The 14,986-nt window shown below is 70.9% G+C and carries 11 protein-coding genes; 4 read left to right on the top strand and 7 right to left on the bottom strand.

Going from position 1 to position 14,986, the window contains the following annotated elements; all coding sequences use genetic code 11:
- Nucleotides 1–226 precede the first annotated feature (226 nt).
- The 7 genes from ACL02U_RS31900 to ACL02U_RS31870 all read right to left on the bottom strand — a co-directional run bounded on the left by ACL02U_RS31900 (nt 227) and on the right by ACL02U_RS31870 (nt 12,149).
- Entirely contained in the window at nt 227–1,864 is a 1,638-nt protein-coding gene (locus ACL02U_RS31900; RefSeq protein ID WP_412794491.1) for a glycoside hydrolase family 13 protein, read from the bottom strand.
- 109 nt (nt 1,865–1,973) lie between these two features.
- Complete coding sequence (locus tag ACL02U_RS31895) at nt 1,974–2,849, bottom strand: carbohydrate ABC transporter permease (RefSeq protein ID WP_412794490.1); 876 nt, start codon at nt 2,847–2,849, stop codon at nt 1,974–1,976.
- 16 nt (nt 2,850–2,865) lie between these two features.
- Nucleotides 2,866–3,855, bottom strand: coding sequence for a carbohydrate ABC transporter permease (locus ACL02U_RS31890; protein ID WP_412794489.1), 990 nt, complete (start codon nt 3,853–3,855; stop codon nt 2,866–2,868).
- Nucleotides 3,856–3,931: 76 nt separating this feature from the next.
- A complete protein-coding gene (locus ACL02U_RS31885) occupies nt 3,932–5,347 on the bottom strand; it encodes an extracellular solute-binding protein (protein WP_412794488.1) in 1,416 nt (471 codons plus the stop codon).
- Nucleotides 5,348–5,728: 381 nt separating this feature from the next.
- The gene (locus tag ACL02U_RS31880; RefSeq protein WP_412794487.1) at nt 5,729–10,012 is read right to left on the bottom strand and encodes a discoidin domain-containing protein; all 4,284 of its coding nucleotides are present in this window, start codon (nt 10,010–10,012) and stop codon (nt 5,729–5,731) included.
- A 392-nt stretch (nt 10,013–10,404) separates the two neighbouring features.
- On the bottom strand, nt 10,405–11,412 hold the full coding sequence (locus tag ACL02U_RS31875) for a LacI family DNA-binding transcriptional regulator (RefSeq protein WP_412794486.1): 1,008 nt from the start codon (nt 11,410–11,412) through the stop codon (nt 10,405–10,407).
- A 239-nt stretch (nt 11,413–11,651) separates the two neighbouring features.
- On the bottom strand, nt 11,652–12,149 hold the full coding sequence (locus ACL02U_RS31870; protein WP_412794485.1) for a DUF6299 family protein: 498 nt from the start codon (nt 12,147–12,149) through the stop codon (nt 11,652–11,654).
- 310 nt (nt 12,150–12,459) lie between these two features.
- On the opposite strand from ACL02U_RS31870, the gene ACL02U_RS31865 reads away from it, so the two are divergent.
- The 4 genes from ACL02U_RS31865 to ACL02U_RS31850 all read left to right on the top strand — a co-directional run.
- Nucleotides 12,460–13,275, top strand: coding sequence for a PaaX family transcriptional regulator C-terminal domain-containing protein (locus ACL02U_RS31865; protein ID WP_412794484.1), 816 nt, complete (start codon nt 12,460–12,462; stop codon nt 13,273–13,275).
- A gap of 102 nt (nt 13,276–13,377) precedes the next feature.
- Entirely contained in the window at nt 13,378–14,265 is an 888-nt protein-coding gene (locus tag ACL02U_RS31860) for a sulfotransferase family protein (protein WP_412794483.1), read from the top strand.
- Nucleotides 14,262–14,834 carry an adenylyl-sulfate kinase gene (gene cysC, locus ACL02U_RS31855; RefSeq protein WP_412794482.1) on the top strand — a complete coding sequence of 191 codons (573 nt, stop codon included), beginning with the start codon at nt 14,262–14,264 and terminating at the stop codon, nt 14,832–14,834. Before ACL02U_RS31860 ends, cysC begins: the two co-directional genes overlap by 4 nt.
- Nucleotides 14,831–14,986 (top strand): phosphoadenosine phosphosulfate reductase family protein (locus ACL02U_RS31850; RefSeq protein WP_412794492.1); only part of this gene is annotated, 156 nt, incomplete at its 3' end. The genes cysC and ACL02U_RS31850, both read left to right, overlap by 4 nt.

Raw genomic sequence — 14,986 nt, 5'->3', positions numbered from 1 at the left:
CGTGCCACGGGGGGCGCCCCCCGCGCGGCGGGCCGGGGCGTCACCAGTGCGACGGGGGCGGCGGCACCACCGGCGGGTGGTCGTCGCAGGTGAGGGTGTTGGGGAGCAGCCAGTCGGCGAGCCGGCCGCCGTCGTTGCCGCCCCGGTCGTCCAGGGTGAACTCCGATCCTCCCGGCGGTGGCTCCGCCGCCGGCGCGGGTTCTGAGGCGTCCGGGGATCGTGGGGCTCACTTCTCTCGGGTGTCCGGGGCGGCGTCCGGCCGGGTCCGCAGCCAGACGGCCGTGTCGGGCGGGAGGGTTCCGCCGGCGCCGAGGGGTCCGCTGGCGAGCAGCGGTGTGCCGGGTGTTGGGAGGGCGGCCGGGCGGTCGGAGAGGTTGACCGCGCAGACCAGGCCCTGCGGCCGGGCGAAGGCGAGGACACCGTTGTCGGCGGGCAGCCAGGTCAGTGGTCCGTCGCCGAAGCCGGTGTGGGAGCGGCGCAGGCTCAGGGCCTGCCGGTACAGGCTGAGCATGGAGTCGGGGTCGGTGGACTGCCGGTCCACCGCGTGGTCGCCCCAGCTCTCGGGTTGGGGCAGCCAGGGCTCGGTGTCGGAGCCGAAACCGCACCAGGGTTCGCGGGAGTCCCACGGCATCGGGATGCGGCAGCCGTCGCGTCCCGGGTCGGTCCCCCCGGACCGGAAGTGCATCGGGTCCTGGATCCGGTCCGGTTCCACCTCGGCCTCGGGCAGGCCCAGTTCCTCGCCCTGGTACAGGTAGACGGAGCCGGGCAGGGCGAGGGTGAGCAGGGCGGCGGCGCGGGCGCGGCGGGTGCCCAGGGCCGGGTCGGTGGGGGTGCCGAAGGCCTTGGTGGCGAAGTCGAAGGAGGTGTCGGCGCGGCCGTACCGGGTGACGGTGCGGGTGACGTCGTGGTTGCAGAGCACCCAGGTGGCGGGGGCGTGGACGGGGGCGTGCTCGGCGAGCGTGGCGTCGATGGCGGCGCGCAGCCGGCCGGCCTCCCAGGGGCAGGTCAGGAAGTTGAAGTTGAAGGCGGTGTGGAGTTCGTCGGGGCGCAGGTAGCGGGCGAAGCGCTCGGCGTCCGGGAGCCACACCTCGCCGACGAACACGGCGCCGTAGGCGTCGGCGATCGTGCGCCAGGAGCGGTAGACGTCGTGGAGTTCGTCCCGGTCGATGTACGGGTGCGGGTCGACGCCCTCCTCGAAGTCGGCGAGTGCGGGGTCCTTGACCAGCAGGGCGGCGGAGTCGATGCGGACGCCTGCGACACCGCGGCGGAACCAGAAGTGCAGGATGTCCTCGTGCTCCCGGCGGACGGCGGGGTGGGCCCAGTTGAGGTCGGGCTGCTCCGGGGTGAACAGGTGGAGGTACCACTCGCCGTCGGCGACGCGGGTCCAGGTGGGTCCGGAGAACTGGGACGGCCAGTCGTTGGGGGGCAGTTCGCCCTGCTCGCCGCGTCCGGGCCGGAAGTGGAACAGTTCGCGTTCCGGGCTGCCCGGTCCGGCCCTCAGTGCGGCGCGGAACCAGGGGTGCTGGTCGGACACGTGGTTGGGGACGATGTCGACGATGACCCGGATGCCGAGTCCGGCGGCCTCGGCGATGAGTTTCTCGGCCTCGGCGAGGGTGCCGAAGGCGGGGTCGATGGCGCGGTAGTCGGTGACGTCGTAGCCGCCGTCCACCAGCGGGGAGACGTACCAGGGGGTGAACCACACGGCGTCGACGCCGAGTTCCGCGAGGTAGGGCAGTCTCGCCCGGACGCCCGCGAGGTCGCCGGTGCCGTCGCCGTTTCCGTCGGCGAAGCTGCGGGGGTACACCTGGTAGATGACGGCGTCGCGCCACCAGGGGTGGGTGCCGGGGCGGTGGGAGGCTGCCACGTGACGGTCCTTTCGGGCAGGGTTGATCTTCGCCGCCGGCCCGGAGCTGCGGGGCGTCGGACGGGCCGGCGGCGAAGGACGGTGGGTGTGCGGGCCGGGCGGGGGGCGGTCAGCCCTTGAGTCCGCCGGCGGTGAGGCCGCTCATGATGTTGCGCTGGAACACCAGGAAGATCAGCAGTGTCGGCAGCGAGGCGATGGTGAGGGCGGCGATCAGGATGTTGACGGGCACACCGTTGGAGAGGGAGTAGATGCCCACGTTGAGGGTCTGCCGGGCCGGGTCGGGCAGGGTGAGCATCGGCCAGAGGAAGTCCTTCCAGACGTTGACCACCGCGAAGATCGACACGACGCCCAGGATGGGGCGGGACATCGGCAGCACGACCGAGCGCAGGGTGCGTGTCGGGGAGGCGCCGTCCATCGCCGCGGCGTCGAGGATCTCCTTGGGGATCGAGTCGAAGAACCGCTTCAGCAGGAAGATGTTGAAGGCGTTGGTGACGGACGGCAGCCAGATCGCCCAGGGGGTGTTCAGCAGGTTGCGGTGCACGAGCGGCACGTCCAGCACGGTGAGGTACTGGGGCACGACGAGCACGGTGGCCGGGATCATCAGGGTGGCCAGCATCATGCCGAGGATCGCCTTGCCGAGGACCGGGCGGAGCCGGGACAGCGCGTAGGCGGCGGCGACGTCCAGCACGAGTTGGAAGGCCAGGGCGCCGAAGGCGTAGTACAGCGTGTTGAACAGCAGGCTGGACAGGTCCATCACGTCCCAGGCCCGGGAGTAGTTGCCCGGGGTGAAGGAGTGCGGGACCAGCGTCGGCGGTGTGCTGACCACTTCCTGGGCGTCCTTGACGCCGCTGGAGGCCATCCAGTAGAGCGGGCCGAGGAACACCAGGGTGAACAGGGCGACCACCGCGGCGAACACGGTCCAGTAGGCGAGTCTGCCGCGGGGCCGGGCGAGTTGGGCCGGTGAGATGAGTGTGCGTGTGGACATGCCGGTCTCCCCCGGTCTACTCGGCGTCGTCGCGGCTCAGCTTCACGTACGCCGCCGAGAACCCGGCGAGCAGTACGAGCAGGAGCAGGCCCAGGGCCGCCGCGGCTCCGTAGTTGTTGAAGTTGAAGGCGTACTGGTAGATGAGGTAGACGACCGTGGTGGTCGAACCCTCGGGCCCGGCGCCGCCGGTCAGCAGGAACGGCTCGACGAAGACCTGCATGGTCGCGATGATCTGCATGAGCATCATCAGCGACAGGATCAGGCGGGTCTGCGGGATGGTGACGTGCCAGACCTTGCGGAGCAGGCCGGCCCCGTCGAGTTCCGCCGCCTCGTACAGCTCGCCCGGGATGCCCTGGAGGGCGGCGAGGTAGATGAGGGTGGCGCCGCCCATGTTCATCCAGGTCGCGGCGACGACGACGGACGGCATCGACAGGTCGGGGTCCTGGAGCCACTGCTGCTCGGGCAGGTGCAGGAACCGGAAGACCTCGTTGAACAGGCCGTACCCGGGGTCGTAGAGGTACTTGAAGAGCAGTACCGAGGCGACCGGCGGGAGCATGACGGGCAGGTAGACGAGGAGCCTCAGGTAGCCCTGGCCGTGCCGGAACTCGTTGATGACGACGGCGGTGACGAACGGCACCGCGAAGCCGAGCAGCAGCGCGAGCACGGTGAACAGCAGCGTGTTGCGCCAGGCCTGCCAGAACGCCGGGTCGTGGTAGACGGTGGTGAGGTTGTGCCAGCCGACCCAGCTGGTACCGCCCTGGTCGGTCTTCTGGAAGGCGAGCAGGAACTCCCGGATCATCGGGTACCAGCTGAACACCGCGAAGCAGACGACCGCGCCGATGAGGAAGCCGTGGGCGGTGAGGTTGCGCTTCAGGCTCCGGGCGAAACGGCCGGAGGGGGGTGCGGTGCCCGCCGGGCGCACGGGCGCCGGGCGCGGCGCCCGAGGGCGCGGGGGCGCGGGGCGCGCGGGGTCCGCCGTGCCGGGGGTCGGGCTGGGGGCCGCCATCGTCTCTCCTTGGTGCGGGACTGCCGGGCTGCTGGGGTGGGGGCGGGCCCGGTGGCCCGCCCCCGCCGGGGAACGGTCACTGGTTGGCCAGGACCTGGTTCACCTGGCCTTCGGCCGTGGAGAGCAGCTTGTCGATGTCGGCGTTCTTGTCGGTGAGGACGGCGGACATCGCGTTGTCGAGGACCTTGTAGATCTCCTGGGCCTTCGGCGGCTCCGCCTTGCCGGGCACCGGGTTGTCCATGAAGGTGCGGAAGTTCTCGACCGGCATGGTGGCGTTGGTCCTGCGTGCGGCGTCGTCCTTCTTCTTGGAGTCGCCGAGCCAGAAGTTGGGCTGGGGCACACCGACCGGGAGCTTGTCGGACTTGGTGCGGGCCCAGTCGAACTGGCCCTTGCCGACGGTGAGGTTCTTGAAGTTCAGCCAGGCGATCGCGGCCTTGATCTTGTCGGGTGAGATACCGCTCTTGATCATGTAGTTGTTGCCGCCGGCCAGGGTGTTCTTGCCGCCGGGGATCGGGCCCATGCCGAAGTTCTCGTACTGGGCGCCGAGTTGCTGGACCATGTAGGCGATGTCGTCCGGGGCGGCGAGGTACATGCCCAGCTTGTCGGTGGCCATCTGCTTCTGCAGGTCGCCCCACTTCAGCAGCTGGGTCTTGCCCATGCTGTCGTCGTCCCAGCGCATGTCGTGCAGGTTCTGCAGCACCTGGCGGCCGATGTCGTCGTTGAACGCCGCCTTCTTGCCGGTGGCGTCCACGACGTCGCCGCCGCGGCTGTACACCTGTGCGGTGAAGTGCCAGCCGCCGGTGTTGGCGGCGCTGTACTCGCCGTAGCCGGAGACTCCGCCGCCGAGGGCGGAGACCTTCTCGGCCGCGGCGCGGACCTCGTCCCAGGTGCGCGGCGGGTTGTCGGGGTCGAGGCCGGCCTGCTTGAAGAGCTTGCGGTTGATGAGCAGGCCCATGGTGTAGTTGCTGGTGGGCAGCCCGTACAGCTTGCCGTCCTGCTTGAGCGAGCCGAGGACGTTCGGGTCGATGTCCTTCAGCAGCGGGACCGTCTTGGCGTTGACGTAGGCCGTGATGTCGCTCGCGCCGTTGTTGTCGAGCACCTGCGGCAGGTCGGTGAAGTAGGTGTAGAACACGTCCGGTTGCGAGTGGGCCTTGAGCATCGCGGTGAAGCGCGGGGGCTCCAGGCACTGGCCGGGGGTGGAGCGGCCCTTGATGGTCACGTCGGGGTAGGTCTTGTTGAACTCGGCCACGTCCTCCTTCCACTCCTTGAGTTCGGCCGCCTTCGCCGCGGGGGGCATGCAGTCGATGCTGATGGTCACCTTGGTCTTCGGGTCGAGCGGGGCCGCCGGGTCGGAGGATCCGCCCCCGTCGGAGCCGCCGGAGCCGTTGCCGCTCGCGCTGGTGCCGCAAGCGGCCAGGGCGGTCAGCGTGAGCGCGGAGACGGCGGCGACCGCGCTGGCGCGGCGGGAACGGCGGTACCGGGCAGATCTCATGGGTGGCCCCCTTCGGGCATGAACGGTGAGCGCGCCCCACCGCCGGTGCGACTCCGTGCGGTGTGGGGCGTCGCACACTCAACCACCACCCACAAGAGGGCGCAATATCTCGCGTGAAATTCGCAATTGTTTGACAGAGTGCGTCGACACCCGGCGTGTGCGGGCATGCCGATGCGGCCCGCCCCGAGGCGCCGCAGGGCAGGCCGCACCGCACCGGATCGCCCGCCGCGCCGCTCGGGAACCCCGAGTGACGCAGGAGCCGGTATCAAATCGCGTGCAAGGCGGAGCAAGGATGCGGCACTGTCCCGCAAGCACTTTGCAGGAACCCGGGCCGGACCCTGGAACCCGGGCCGGACCCTGGGACCCGGCCCGGGAGCGCCGTCAGCCGTTGATGTTGATCTTGAAGGTGGAGGTGGTGTTGCGGATGTCGACGGCGTTGTCGTTCAGGGTCAGCCCGTTGAAGGTCACCTCACCGACGGCCGGCCCCTGACCGGACTCCGGCATCTCGTTGGCCCACAGGCCGAAGCCGGACTTGGCGTCCCAGGCGTCCCCGCTACGGTGGGCACCGGAGATCGAGATGTCGGTGAAGACGGTGTCCTTGATCGGGTTCTCCGGCTGGCCGCCCGAGTAGTCGGTCTGGAACATCACCCCGCTGTAGGTGGGGTCGACGATGTCGACGTGGTTGACCCGGATGCCCTGGAACACCTTCGAGGCGGAGAACAGCCAGATCCCGGGGAAGGTCTGGTTGCCCCAGAAGTGCCCGCCGGCCCGTTCGATGGTGATGCCGTCGAAGGTCGTCGGATCGGTCCCGAAGCCGTTCATCGGGTAGCCGAAGTCCAGGGAGGAGATGGTGATGCCGGAGTAGACCAGGGTGTCCGCGATGCGGATGTTGCGGAAGGTGTTGTGGTAGCCGCCGTAGACGGCCACTCCGGCGGCCCGCCAGGTCAGTGTCGTGGTCAGGTTCTCGTAGAGGTTGTTCTTCTCGTCCGCGCCGCCCGCGTCGATCGCCGAGAACAGCGCGAAGCTGTCGTCGCCGGTGGCGCGCGCCTCGTTGTTGACCACGTGGTTGTCGGTGGAGCCGTTGGTCATGTTGATGCCGTCGGCGAAGGTGTCGCGGATCCGGGAGTTCCGGATCGTCATCCGGTCGGTGTTGGCGCCCCAGTACAGGCAGACCATGTGCTCCGCCCAGATGTCGTCGATGACCATGTCCGAGACGTTGGCGAAGTCGAACACCTTGCCCGGCCCGTCGATACGGGAGGTGTAGTTGCCGAAGTAGGCGAACCCCTTGAACAGCGAGCCGTCGGCCGTCGGGTCGGCACGGAAGCCGACGTCGGTGTCGTCCTGCGTCGACGGCGCGTGGAAGCGGGTGTACCAGGGTCCGGCGCCGACCACCTTCACGGCCTTGCCGTACACCTGGAACTTGCTCGACGTCTGGTAGTCGCCGGGCGGCAGGTAGACGCCCACCAGCTTGCCGGTGGTGTCCATCCGCACCTGGTCCAGGGCGTTCTGCACGTCCTGCTGGGTGAATCCGGCGGGCACCGCGTACGCGGCCGGGTCGGGGTTGGCGACCGGCGTGGCCTGCTCCAGGTTGACGAAGTCGATGGCGTAGGTCGAGGTGTTCGCGGCGTCCTTCTGCAGCCGGATCGTGCTGCCCTTCGGGACGGTCTCGCCGAGCAGGATGTGCGCCTCGTCGTAGATGTGCCGCGGGGCGCCCGCGCCCGGGGAGTTGCCGGGCGAGGTCTCCGCCCCGTACAGCCAGGCGTACTTCGACGTCAGCGGCAGCGCCTTCTCGAAGACCCCGTCGACGTAGACGTCGAGGGTGGAGTCGATGCCGCCGCCGCCCGGCGCGTCCGGGATGGAGAAGCGGGTCACCAGGGTGTTGGTGGCGGCGCGGGTGGTGAACTCGACGTACTCCCCCGTCGTGTCCAGCACGACCGCCCTGCGGCCGGAGGCCTCGCCCGCGAGGTCGCCGACGGTCCGGTTGGGGCCGACCACACTGGCTCCGCCGCCCACCGTGCCGTCCTCCGCCTCGTACATGTCGTACGGCATGTTCGCGCCGCGGCCGACGAACAGCGGCTTGCTGGAGGTGTTGTTCTCCCGCTTGACCGGGACCTCGTTGGCGTCGTCGGCGATGACGGTCCGCACCGTGTAGGAGCCGTCGGCGGCGGTCCACGGGCCGAGTTCCACGTCCGCCGAGGACCCTGCGGCGAGGGAGCCCGTGTGCGTGCCGGTCAGCGTCCTGACGGTGCTGCCGGAGGAGTCGGTCAGGGTGACCGTGACGCCGTGGTCGCCTGCCGCGCTGGCGATCGTCCCCTGGTTCGCCAGCTTCACCGTGAAGGTGACCTCGTCGCCGGCCGACGGGCTGGACGGCGAGGTGGCCACCGAGGCGGCGACCAGGTCGGAGGAGGAGACGGGCTTGACGACCAGCGGGTCGGGGCTGGTGTACGTGTTGTTGGTCTCGTTCTGCTCGATGACCGCGTCACCGGCGTCGGCGACCGCGCTCAGCGGGTAGGTGCCCGCGTCGCGCTGCCCCAGGGAGGCGGTGACGGTGCTGCTCTGCCCCGCCGCCAGGGCGCCCACGTCGGCGGTGGCGACCTTCGTGCCGCCGAGCCGTACCGCCAGCGTGCTCGCCGGGGCGTTCATCGGGCCGCTGTTGCGCACGGTGGCCGACACCTCGACGTCGTCGGACTCGACAGGCGCCGCGGGCGACACGGTCAGCCCGGTCACCACCAGGTCCGGGTTGGGTGCCGGGACGCCGATCACCTGGAACTCGGCCAGCTGTCCGGCGGCGGAACCGGAGTTGGCGGTGAACTTCAGCCGGACGTCCGCCACTCGCGCGGACACCGGCACCGTGACGGTGTTGCCGCTCGCCGGGTCGAAGGTGTAGCTCTCGGCACCCACCAGCGTGTCGAAGGTGTCGGAGCTCTGCTCCCGGCCCTGCACCTCGATCGTCTGCGTACGCTTCGACCAGGCGGAGTCCGGGTTCAGCCGCAGCACCAGGTGGTCGACGTCGGCGTTGGCGCCGAGTTGGACGGTGAGGGTGTTCGGGTAGCTTCCTCCGGCGCCCTCCCAGTAGGTGGACGCGTCGTTGTCGTCGGCGTTCGCGGCGACGTAGGTGTACACGTGGGAGGAGGCGGTGACGGGCTTGCCGACGGCGAGGTCGGAGCCGCCGCCGCTGCCGTTGCGCGTCACGCTGTTGCTGGACGGGGACTGGTTGCCGGCCGCGTCCTTCGCCCGCACGTAGTAGGTGACCGTGCTGGTCGCGGGCTGGGTGTCGGTGTAGGTGGTCACGTCACCGGCGACACTGCCGCGGAGGGTGTTGTCGGCGTAGACGTCGTACCCGGTCACCCCGGTGTCGTCCGTGGAGGCGGTCCAGGTCAGCTTGACCTGGCCGTCGGCCGGCTCGGTGTACGCCAGCCCGGACGGCGCGGTCGGGGCCTGGGTGTCGCCCTGGTCGCCGGTGCGGGTGGCGGTGTTGCTGTCGGCCGACTGGTTGCCGGCCGCGTCCCGCGCTCGGACGAAGTAGGTGACGGTCTCGCTCGTCGGCCGGGTGTCGGTGTACGTGAGGACGTCTCCGGCGACACTGGTCAGCAGGGAGCCGTTGGCGTAGACGTCGTACCCGGTCACCCCGGTGTCGTCGGTGGCCGCGTTCCAGGTCAACCGGATCTGCCCGGTGGCCGGCTCGGTGAGGGCCAGGTCGGCGGGGGCGCTGGGGGCCTGGGTGTCACCGGTGTCCGGGCCGTAGACCTCCAGTTCGGAGATCTGCGCCCCGGGCTGGACCGAGTTCGCGCCGACCAGGACCCGCAGGTGGCGGGTGGTCGTCGCGTCGAAGGCGATGGTCACCTCGTTCCCGCCGCCGGGGTCGAAGGTGTAGGCCTGCGAGGCGGTCAGGTCGGTGAAGTCGGTGCCGTTGTCGCTGCCCTGGATCTTGAGTGTCTGGGTGCGCTTCTCCCAGTCGGCCGGCAGGCGCAGCACCACCCGGTCCACCCGGACGGAGGAGCCCAGGTCGGCGCTGAGCCACTGCGGGAAGGCGTTGTTGGCGCTCTCCCAGTAGGTGGCCGGGTTGCCGTCGTTGGCGTTGGCGGCGGTGTACACCTCGGTGTGGCTGCTGGCGGTCAGGGTGCGGCCGGACGCCAGGTTCGTCGAGGAGGCGTCCGCGCCGTGCACCTCCAGTTCCGACAACTGGGCGGCCTGCCAGCCCGTGTTCGCGGTGATCGCGATCCGCACGAAGCGGGTCCGCACCGCCGGGAACACCACCTTCACGGTGTTGGCGTTGGCCGGGCCGAAGGTGTAACTGTTCGAGGTCTTCAGCGTGTTGAAGCTGGTGCCGTCGGCGCTTCCCTGCACGGAGAGCGTCTCGTCACGGCTCTCCCAGCCGGCCGGCAGCTTCAGCACGACCTCGTCCACGTTCTGTGTGGTACCGAGGTCGGCCTGCACCCACTGGGGGAAGTCGCCGCCGGCGCTCTCCCAGTAGCTGCCCTGGTCGCCGTCGGTGACGTTCGCGGCCGCGTAGTCGCTGAGGGCGCTGCTCGCCGAAGCCCGGTCCCCCAGCGCGATGTTCGGTCCTCCTTCCGCGCGAGCGGTCGCCACCGGACCCGCCAGGGTCAGGAAGCTGGTCACGATCACGGCGCTCAAGACCCGTGATCCCCGTCTGTGGAATCTCATCAGTCCCTCGATCTCCCTCGCATCGGACGGCGCGAAGGTGCGGCTCTGTGGGGGGCTCTGCCCGGCTCGTCCACAAGAAGCACAGCGCTGTCTCTTCTTTGCGTTGGACGCTCAGAGAGTTCCAGAACTCTGTCAACTCGTCTACATCTTGCGCCTGTTTATTTGGGCCGGGCCCTCGCGGTCCGGCCGCGTGGAGCCCGGCCGCGGTGCGGCGGGACGACACGACGAAGCGCCGGTATCGACGGGGACGCCCGGGAGGGCGGCCCGCCGATACCGGCGCGGGAGGAGAAGGGAGGAAGCCGGCCGGAAGGGGAGGGAGGTTGGGAGTGGAGTGGAGCGGAGGGAAGGAGAGGGGAAAGGAGAGGAGGGCGAGGGAGGTGGCGGGCGGACGGTCAGCCGGCCGGCGGGGCGGTCGAACCGCGCAGCACGAGCTCGGGCTCGAACAGCAACTCGCCGTGGTGCGAGCGGGTCCCCTGGAGCTGGGCGCACAGCAACTCGACCGCGGCGCGGCCCATCGCCTCGATGGGCTGGCGCACGGTGGACAGCGGCGGCTCGGTGCAGTTCATGAAGGCGGAGTCGTCGAAACCGACGACCGACACGTCACGGGGTACCGAAAGACCCCGCCGACGCACCGCCCGGATGGCCCCCAGGGCCAGCGGGTCGCTGGCGCAGACGACGCCGGTGACCCCCAGGTCCAGCAGCCGGGCCGCCGCGGCCTGCCCACCCTCCAGCGAGAACATCGAACGGGCGACGAACTCGTCCGGCAGCTTGCCTCCCGCGGCCTCCGCCACCGCGCGTGCCGCTACCAGCTTCCGGCGCGAGGGGACGTGATCACTGGGGCCGAGCACCAGCCCGATCCGCTCGTGCCCCAGGGAGGCGAGGTGACGCCAGGCCTGCTCGACGGCCACGGCGTCGTCGCAGGAGACGCAGGGGAAGTCGAGACCCTCGATCGAGGCGTTGACCAGGACGACCGGGATGTCCCGCTCCGCGAGCTGCCGGTAGTGGTCGTGCGGTGCGTCGGCCTGCGCGAACAGGCCGCCGGCGAAGACGACTCCGGACACCTGCTGCTGCAGCAGCAGTTCCACGTAGTCGGCCTCGGAGACACCGCCCTTGGTCTGTGTGCACAGCACGGGCGTCAGTCCCTGCTGGGCCAGGGCACCCCCGATGACCTCGGCGAACGCCGGGAAGATCGGGTTCTGCAGTTCCGGCAGGACCAGACCGACGAGCCGGGCGCGCTCCCCGCGGAGCTGCGTCGGCCGCTCGTACCCCAGCACGTCGAGGGCGGTGAGCACGGCCTGGCGCGTCGTGTCGGACACGCCGGGCTTGCCATTGAGGACACGACTGACCGTCGCCTCGCTGACCCCGACCTTCTTAGCCACCTGAGCAAGTCGTCGCGTCATACACGCAAGACTAGCGCAATCCCCGCAAGCGGATTACGTCCCCGGTCCACCTGGTGCCGGCTGGCTTGCCGCGCAGCACCGCGGGGGTGCCCGTCGTCCGGTCGACCGGTCCTTCGGCCACGTGGAGCGCCCGTCCGGCACCGTGCTCCCGCAAAGCGGTGCGGGGATTTTCACCTTGTTGCAAGGATGCGCGGCCGATACGCGCCGGGGCCGGCGGGCACCGGCCCGAGCGGTCGGTCTCAGTCCCGTGCCAGCGCGACGTCCTGGCGCCGCACCGCGTGGAACCAGGGCAGGGGCAGCGCGCCACTGGGGCGCAGTTCCATGACGGTGGCCTCGACGTGGGCGGTACCGGGCTGCAGGGCGGCCCGGGAGGGCGTGCCCGTGTTCGCCCAGCGGTGCTCGACGCCGTCGCACACGGCTCGGGTGCCGCCGATGCCGTACCGCACCGTCGGGGACTTCTGGCCGACGGTGGAACTGACGAAGACCGGCCCCGTGCTGCCGAGGCAGCGGTAGGTGCCGGAAAGGGTGACCGAGCCGTCCGGGGCGAGCCGGCCGGTCGGGTCGACCGTCACGGTCTCGTACGGACCGGACGCCGAGGACGCGTCGCGCGCGGCCGCGCCCGCGGGCACCGCGGCGGCGAGCAGCAGCACGGCCGCGCCGGCGGCCGCGCCCAGCGCAGGACGCCGGGAGCGCGGGGCGCGCGCGGGACGCGGGGAACACGGGGAAGGCGAGAACATGAATACCTCCTGGAGGTCGGGGGGTTCCACTGGTACCGGTCGGACGCGCCCGGGTGCGTGACCGTCACCCCATCGGCGGCGAGTCCGCGCCGGGCGGCGCTCGTCGCGGGCCGCGGGGACGGCACGGCCTTGGAGGACGGCACGAACCAGGAGGACGGCGCGAACCAGGAAGAGGCGACGAACCCGGGCGACGCGTCGGCCGCGCGATCCGCGGCCGCTCGGCGGGCGGGCGGACGGGCCGCGCGCGGTCCGTGCGGTGCACCGGACCGGTGACACCCGCGGCGACCAGCCCGGATGGCGACGACCTAAGATGATCAACGTGTCCGACCAGCATGCTCCACGGTCCCTGATCATCACGCTTTACGGCGCCTACGGCCGGTTCGCGCCCGGTCCGGTCCCGGTCGCCGAACTCATCCGGCTGCTGGCCGCGGTCGGCGTCGACTCCCCTTCCGCCCGCTCGTCGGTGTCCCGGCTCAAACGGCGCGGCCTGCTCCTCCCGGCACGCACCGCGCAGGGCGCGGTGGGCTATGAACTCTCCACGGACGCACGGCAGTTGCTTGAGGATCAGGCCCGGCGGATCCACACCACGGACGCGCCGGAGGACGAGGGCTGGGTGCTGGCGGTGTTCTCCGTACCGGAGTCCCAGCGGCAGAAGCGGCATGTGCTCCGCTCCCGCCTGGCCGGACTCGGCTTCGGCACCGCGGCACCCGGGGTGTGGATCGCTCCGGCCCGACTGCACGAGGAAGCCCGGCACACGCTCCAGCGGCTGCGCCTGGAGCCGTACGTCGATCTCTTCCGCGGCGAGCACCTGGGCTTCACCCCCACCGTGGACTCGGTCGCGCGCTGGTGGGACCTGGCGGCGATAGCCGAGGGGCACGAGGCGTTCCTCGACCGGTACGCACGCCTCCTTCAGGCCTGGGAGGGCCGTACCGACACCCCACCCGAGGAGGCCTACCGGGACTACCTCCTCGCCCTGGACTCCTGGCGCCGGCTGCCCTGCACCGATCCGGGCCTGCCCGCCCGCCTGCTGCCCGGGGACTGGCCGGGGACGCGCTCGGCGGCGGTGTTCCGCGCGTTGCACGAGCGACTGCGTGAAGCAGGGGCGGCCTTCGCCGGGATCGTGTGACCCCCGATCGGGGGAACGTGACCCTCCTCACTCTCCTGACGGGTAAGGGAACGCTCAGAGTTCTTCGAGCGTCTTCTCAGATTTCTTACTTAACTTCTGTGCATGAGTCTCATGCGCAACCTGAACCGGGCGCTCACCGCCACGACGGGCCTCCAGGTAAGGAAGGCGCCGGCGCCGGCGCCCGAGAGGCCGGCCGCGGCGGCCCCCGCGAAAGCGCCCGAGCCGACCTACCGACGTCCGGTGGCCGACGACCTGCCGGTCGAGCGGCTGCTGCGGCAACCGGTCTTCATCATCTCCTCCGTACGCTCCGGTTCCACCCTGCTGCGCATGATGATGGGCTCCCACTCCCGCCTGCACGCCCCGCACGAACTGCACCTGCGCCACCTTCAGGTGGGCGTGGCCGGCGGAGTGCCCGAACGCGCCATGGACGCCCTCGGCCTCGCGCGCGGCGATCTGGAGCACCTGCTCTGGGACCGGGTGCTGCACCGCGAACTGGTCCGATCCGGCAAGGACTTCATCGTCGAGAAGACACCGGGCAACGCCTTCGTGCACCAGCGCATCCGGGACTGCTGGCCGGACGCGCGGCTCGTCTTCCTGCTGCGCCATCCGGAGTCCGTGGCCCGGTCCTGGCACGAGAGCGACCCCGACAAGCGGCCCTACGACAAGGCGGCCGCGGAGGCGCTGCACTACCTCGAGGCCGTCGAGGACGCGCGCACCCATCACCCGGACGGGTACACCGTCCGCTACGAGGACATCACCGAAAGTCCTGAGAAGACGATGCGGGGGCTCTGCGCCCACCTCGGGCTGGAGTACGAACCCGGCATGACGGCCTACGGCGAGAAGGGCGACGCCGAGCTGATCCGGGGCCTGGGCGACTGGCGTGCCAACATCCGCACCGGCTCCGTCCAGCCGGGGCGCACCCTGCCGAGGGCCGAGGAGGTCCCCGCCGTGCTCCGTCCGATGTGCGAGGCCTGGGGGTACCTGCCGTGACCGGGACGACACCTCTCTGCCCGGAGTGCCGGCGCCGGGGCGGCGCCACCGTCTGGCTGACGGGGCTGCCGAGCGCCGGCAAGACGACCGTGGCCCGGCGGCTCGCCGACCGGCTCAGCGCCGAGGGGCGCCGGGTGGAGGTGCTGGACGGCGACGAGATCCGGCGCTTCCTGTCCGCGGGCCTCGGTTTCACGCGCGAGGACCGGCACACCAACGTGCAGCGCATCGGCCTGGTCTCCGAGGTGCTCGCCCGGAACGGCGTGCTGTCCCTGGTGCCCGTCATCGCGCCCTACGCGGACAGCCGCGAGGCCGTCCGCGAGCGGCACGAGAAGAGCGGTACCCCGTACCTGGAGGTACATGTGGCGACCCCGGTCGAGGTGTGCAGCGAGCGGGACGTGAAGGGCCTGTACGCCCGGCAGGCGGCGGGCGAGCTGAGCGGCCTGACCGGCGTCGACGATCCCTACGAGGCTCCCGCCGATCCGGCCCTGGTGCTGCCCGCGCACCTGCAGACGCCGCGGGAGTCGGCGGACGCGGTGTACGCCGTGCTGGCCGAACGGGGGCTGGTGTGAGCGCCTACGCCCTGAGTCATCTGGACGCGTTGGAGTCGGAGGCGGTGCACATCTTCCGCGAGGTCGCGGGCGAGTTCGAGAAGCCGGTGATCCTCTTCTCCGGCGGCAAGGACTCCATCGTGATGCTGCACCTGGCACTGAAGGCGTTCGCG

Origin of the sequence: Streptomyces sp. MS06 (assembly GCF_047200655.1) — a bacterium.
In the GTDB taxonomy this organism is placed as follows: Bacteria; Actinomycetota; Actinomycetes; order Streptomycetales; family Streptomycetaceae; genus Streptomyces.
Note: the sequence above shows the minus strand (reverse complement) of the source record. Positions and strands in the feature narration are given on the sequence as shown.

Excerpts from the sequence above, each read along its gene's own strand:
- ACL02U_RS31895 (WP_412794490.1), bottom strand. The coding sequence starts at position 2,849 with ATGTCCACACGCACACTCATCTCACCGGCCCAACTCGCCCGGCCCCGC.
- ACL02U_RS31890 (WP_412794489.1), bottom strand. The coding sequence starts at position 3,855 with ATGGCGGCCCCCAGCCCGACCCCCGGCACGGCGGACCCCGCGCGCCCC.
- ACL02U_RS31885 (WP_412794488.1), bottom strand. The coding sequence starts at position 5,347 with ATGAGATCTGCCCGGTACCGCCGTTCCCGCCGCGCCAGCGCGGTCGCC.
- ACL02U_RS31880 (WP_412794487.1), bottom strand. The coding sequence starts at position 10,012 with ATGAGATTCCACAGACGGGGATCACGGGTCTTGAGCGCCGTGATCGTG.
- ACL02U_RS31875 (WP_412794486.1), bottom strand. The coding sequence starts at position 11,412 with ATGACGCGACGACTTGCTCAGGTGGCTAAGAAGGTCGGGGTCAGCGAG.
- ACL02U_RS31870 (WP_412794485.1), bottom strand. The coding sequence starts at position 12,149 with ATGTTCTCGCCTTCCCCGTGTTCCCCGCGTCCCGCGCGCGCCCCGCGC.
- ACL02U_RS31865 (WP_412794484.1), top strand. The coding sequence starts at position 12,460 with ATGATCAACGTGTCCGACCAGCATGCTCCACGGTCCCTGATCATCACG.
- ACL02U_RS31860 (WP_412794483.1), top strand. The coding sequence starts at position 13,378 with ATGAGTCTCATGCGCAACCTGAACCGGGCGCTCACCGCCACGACGGGC.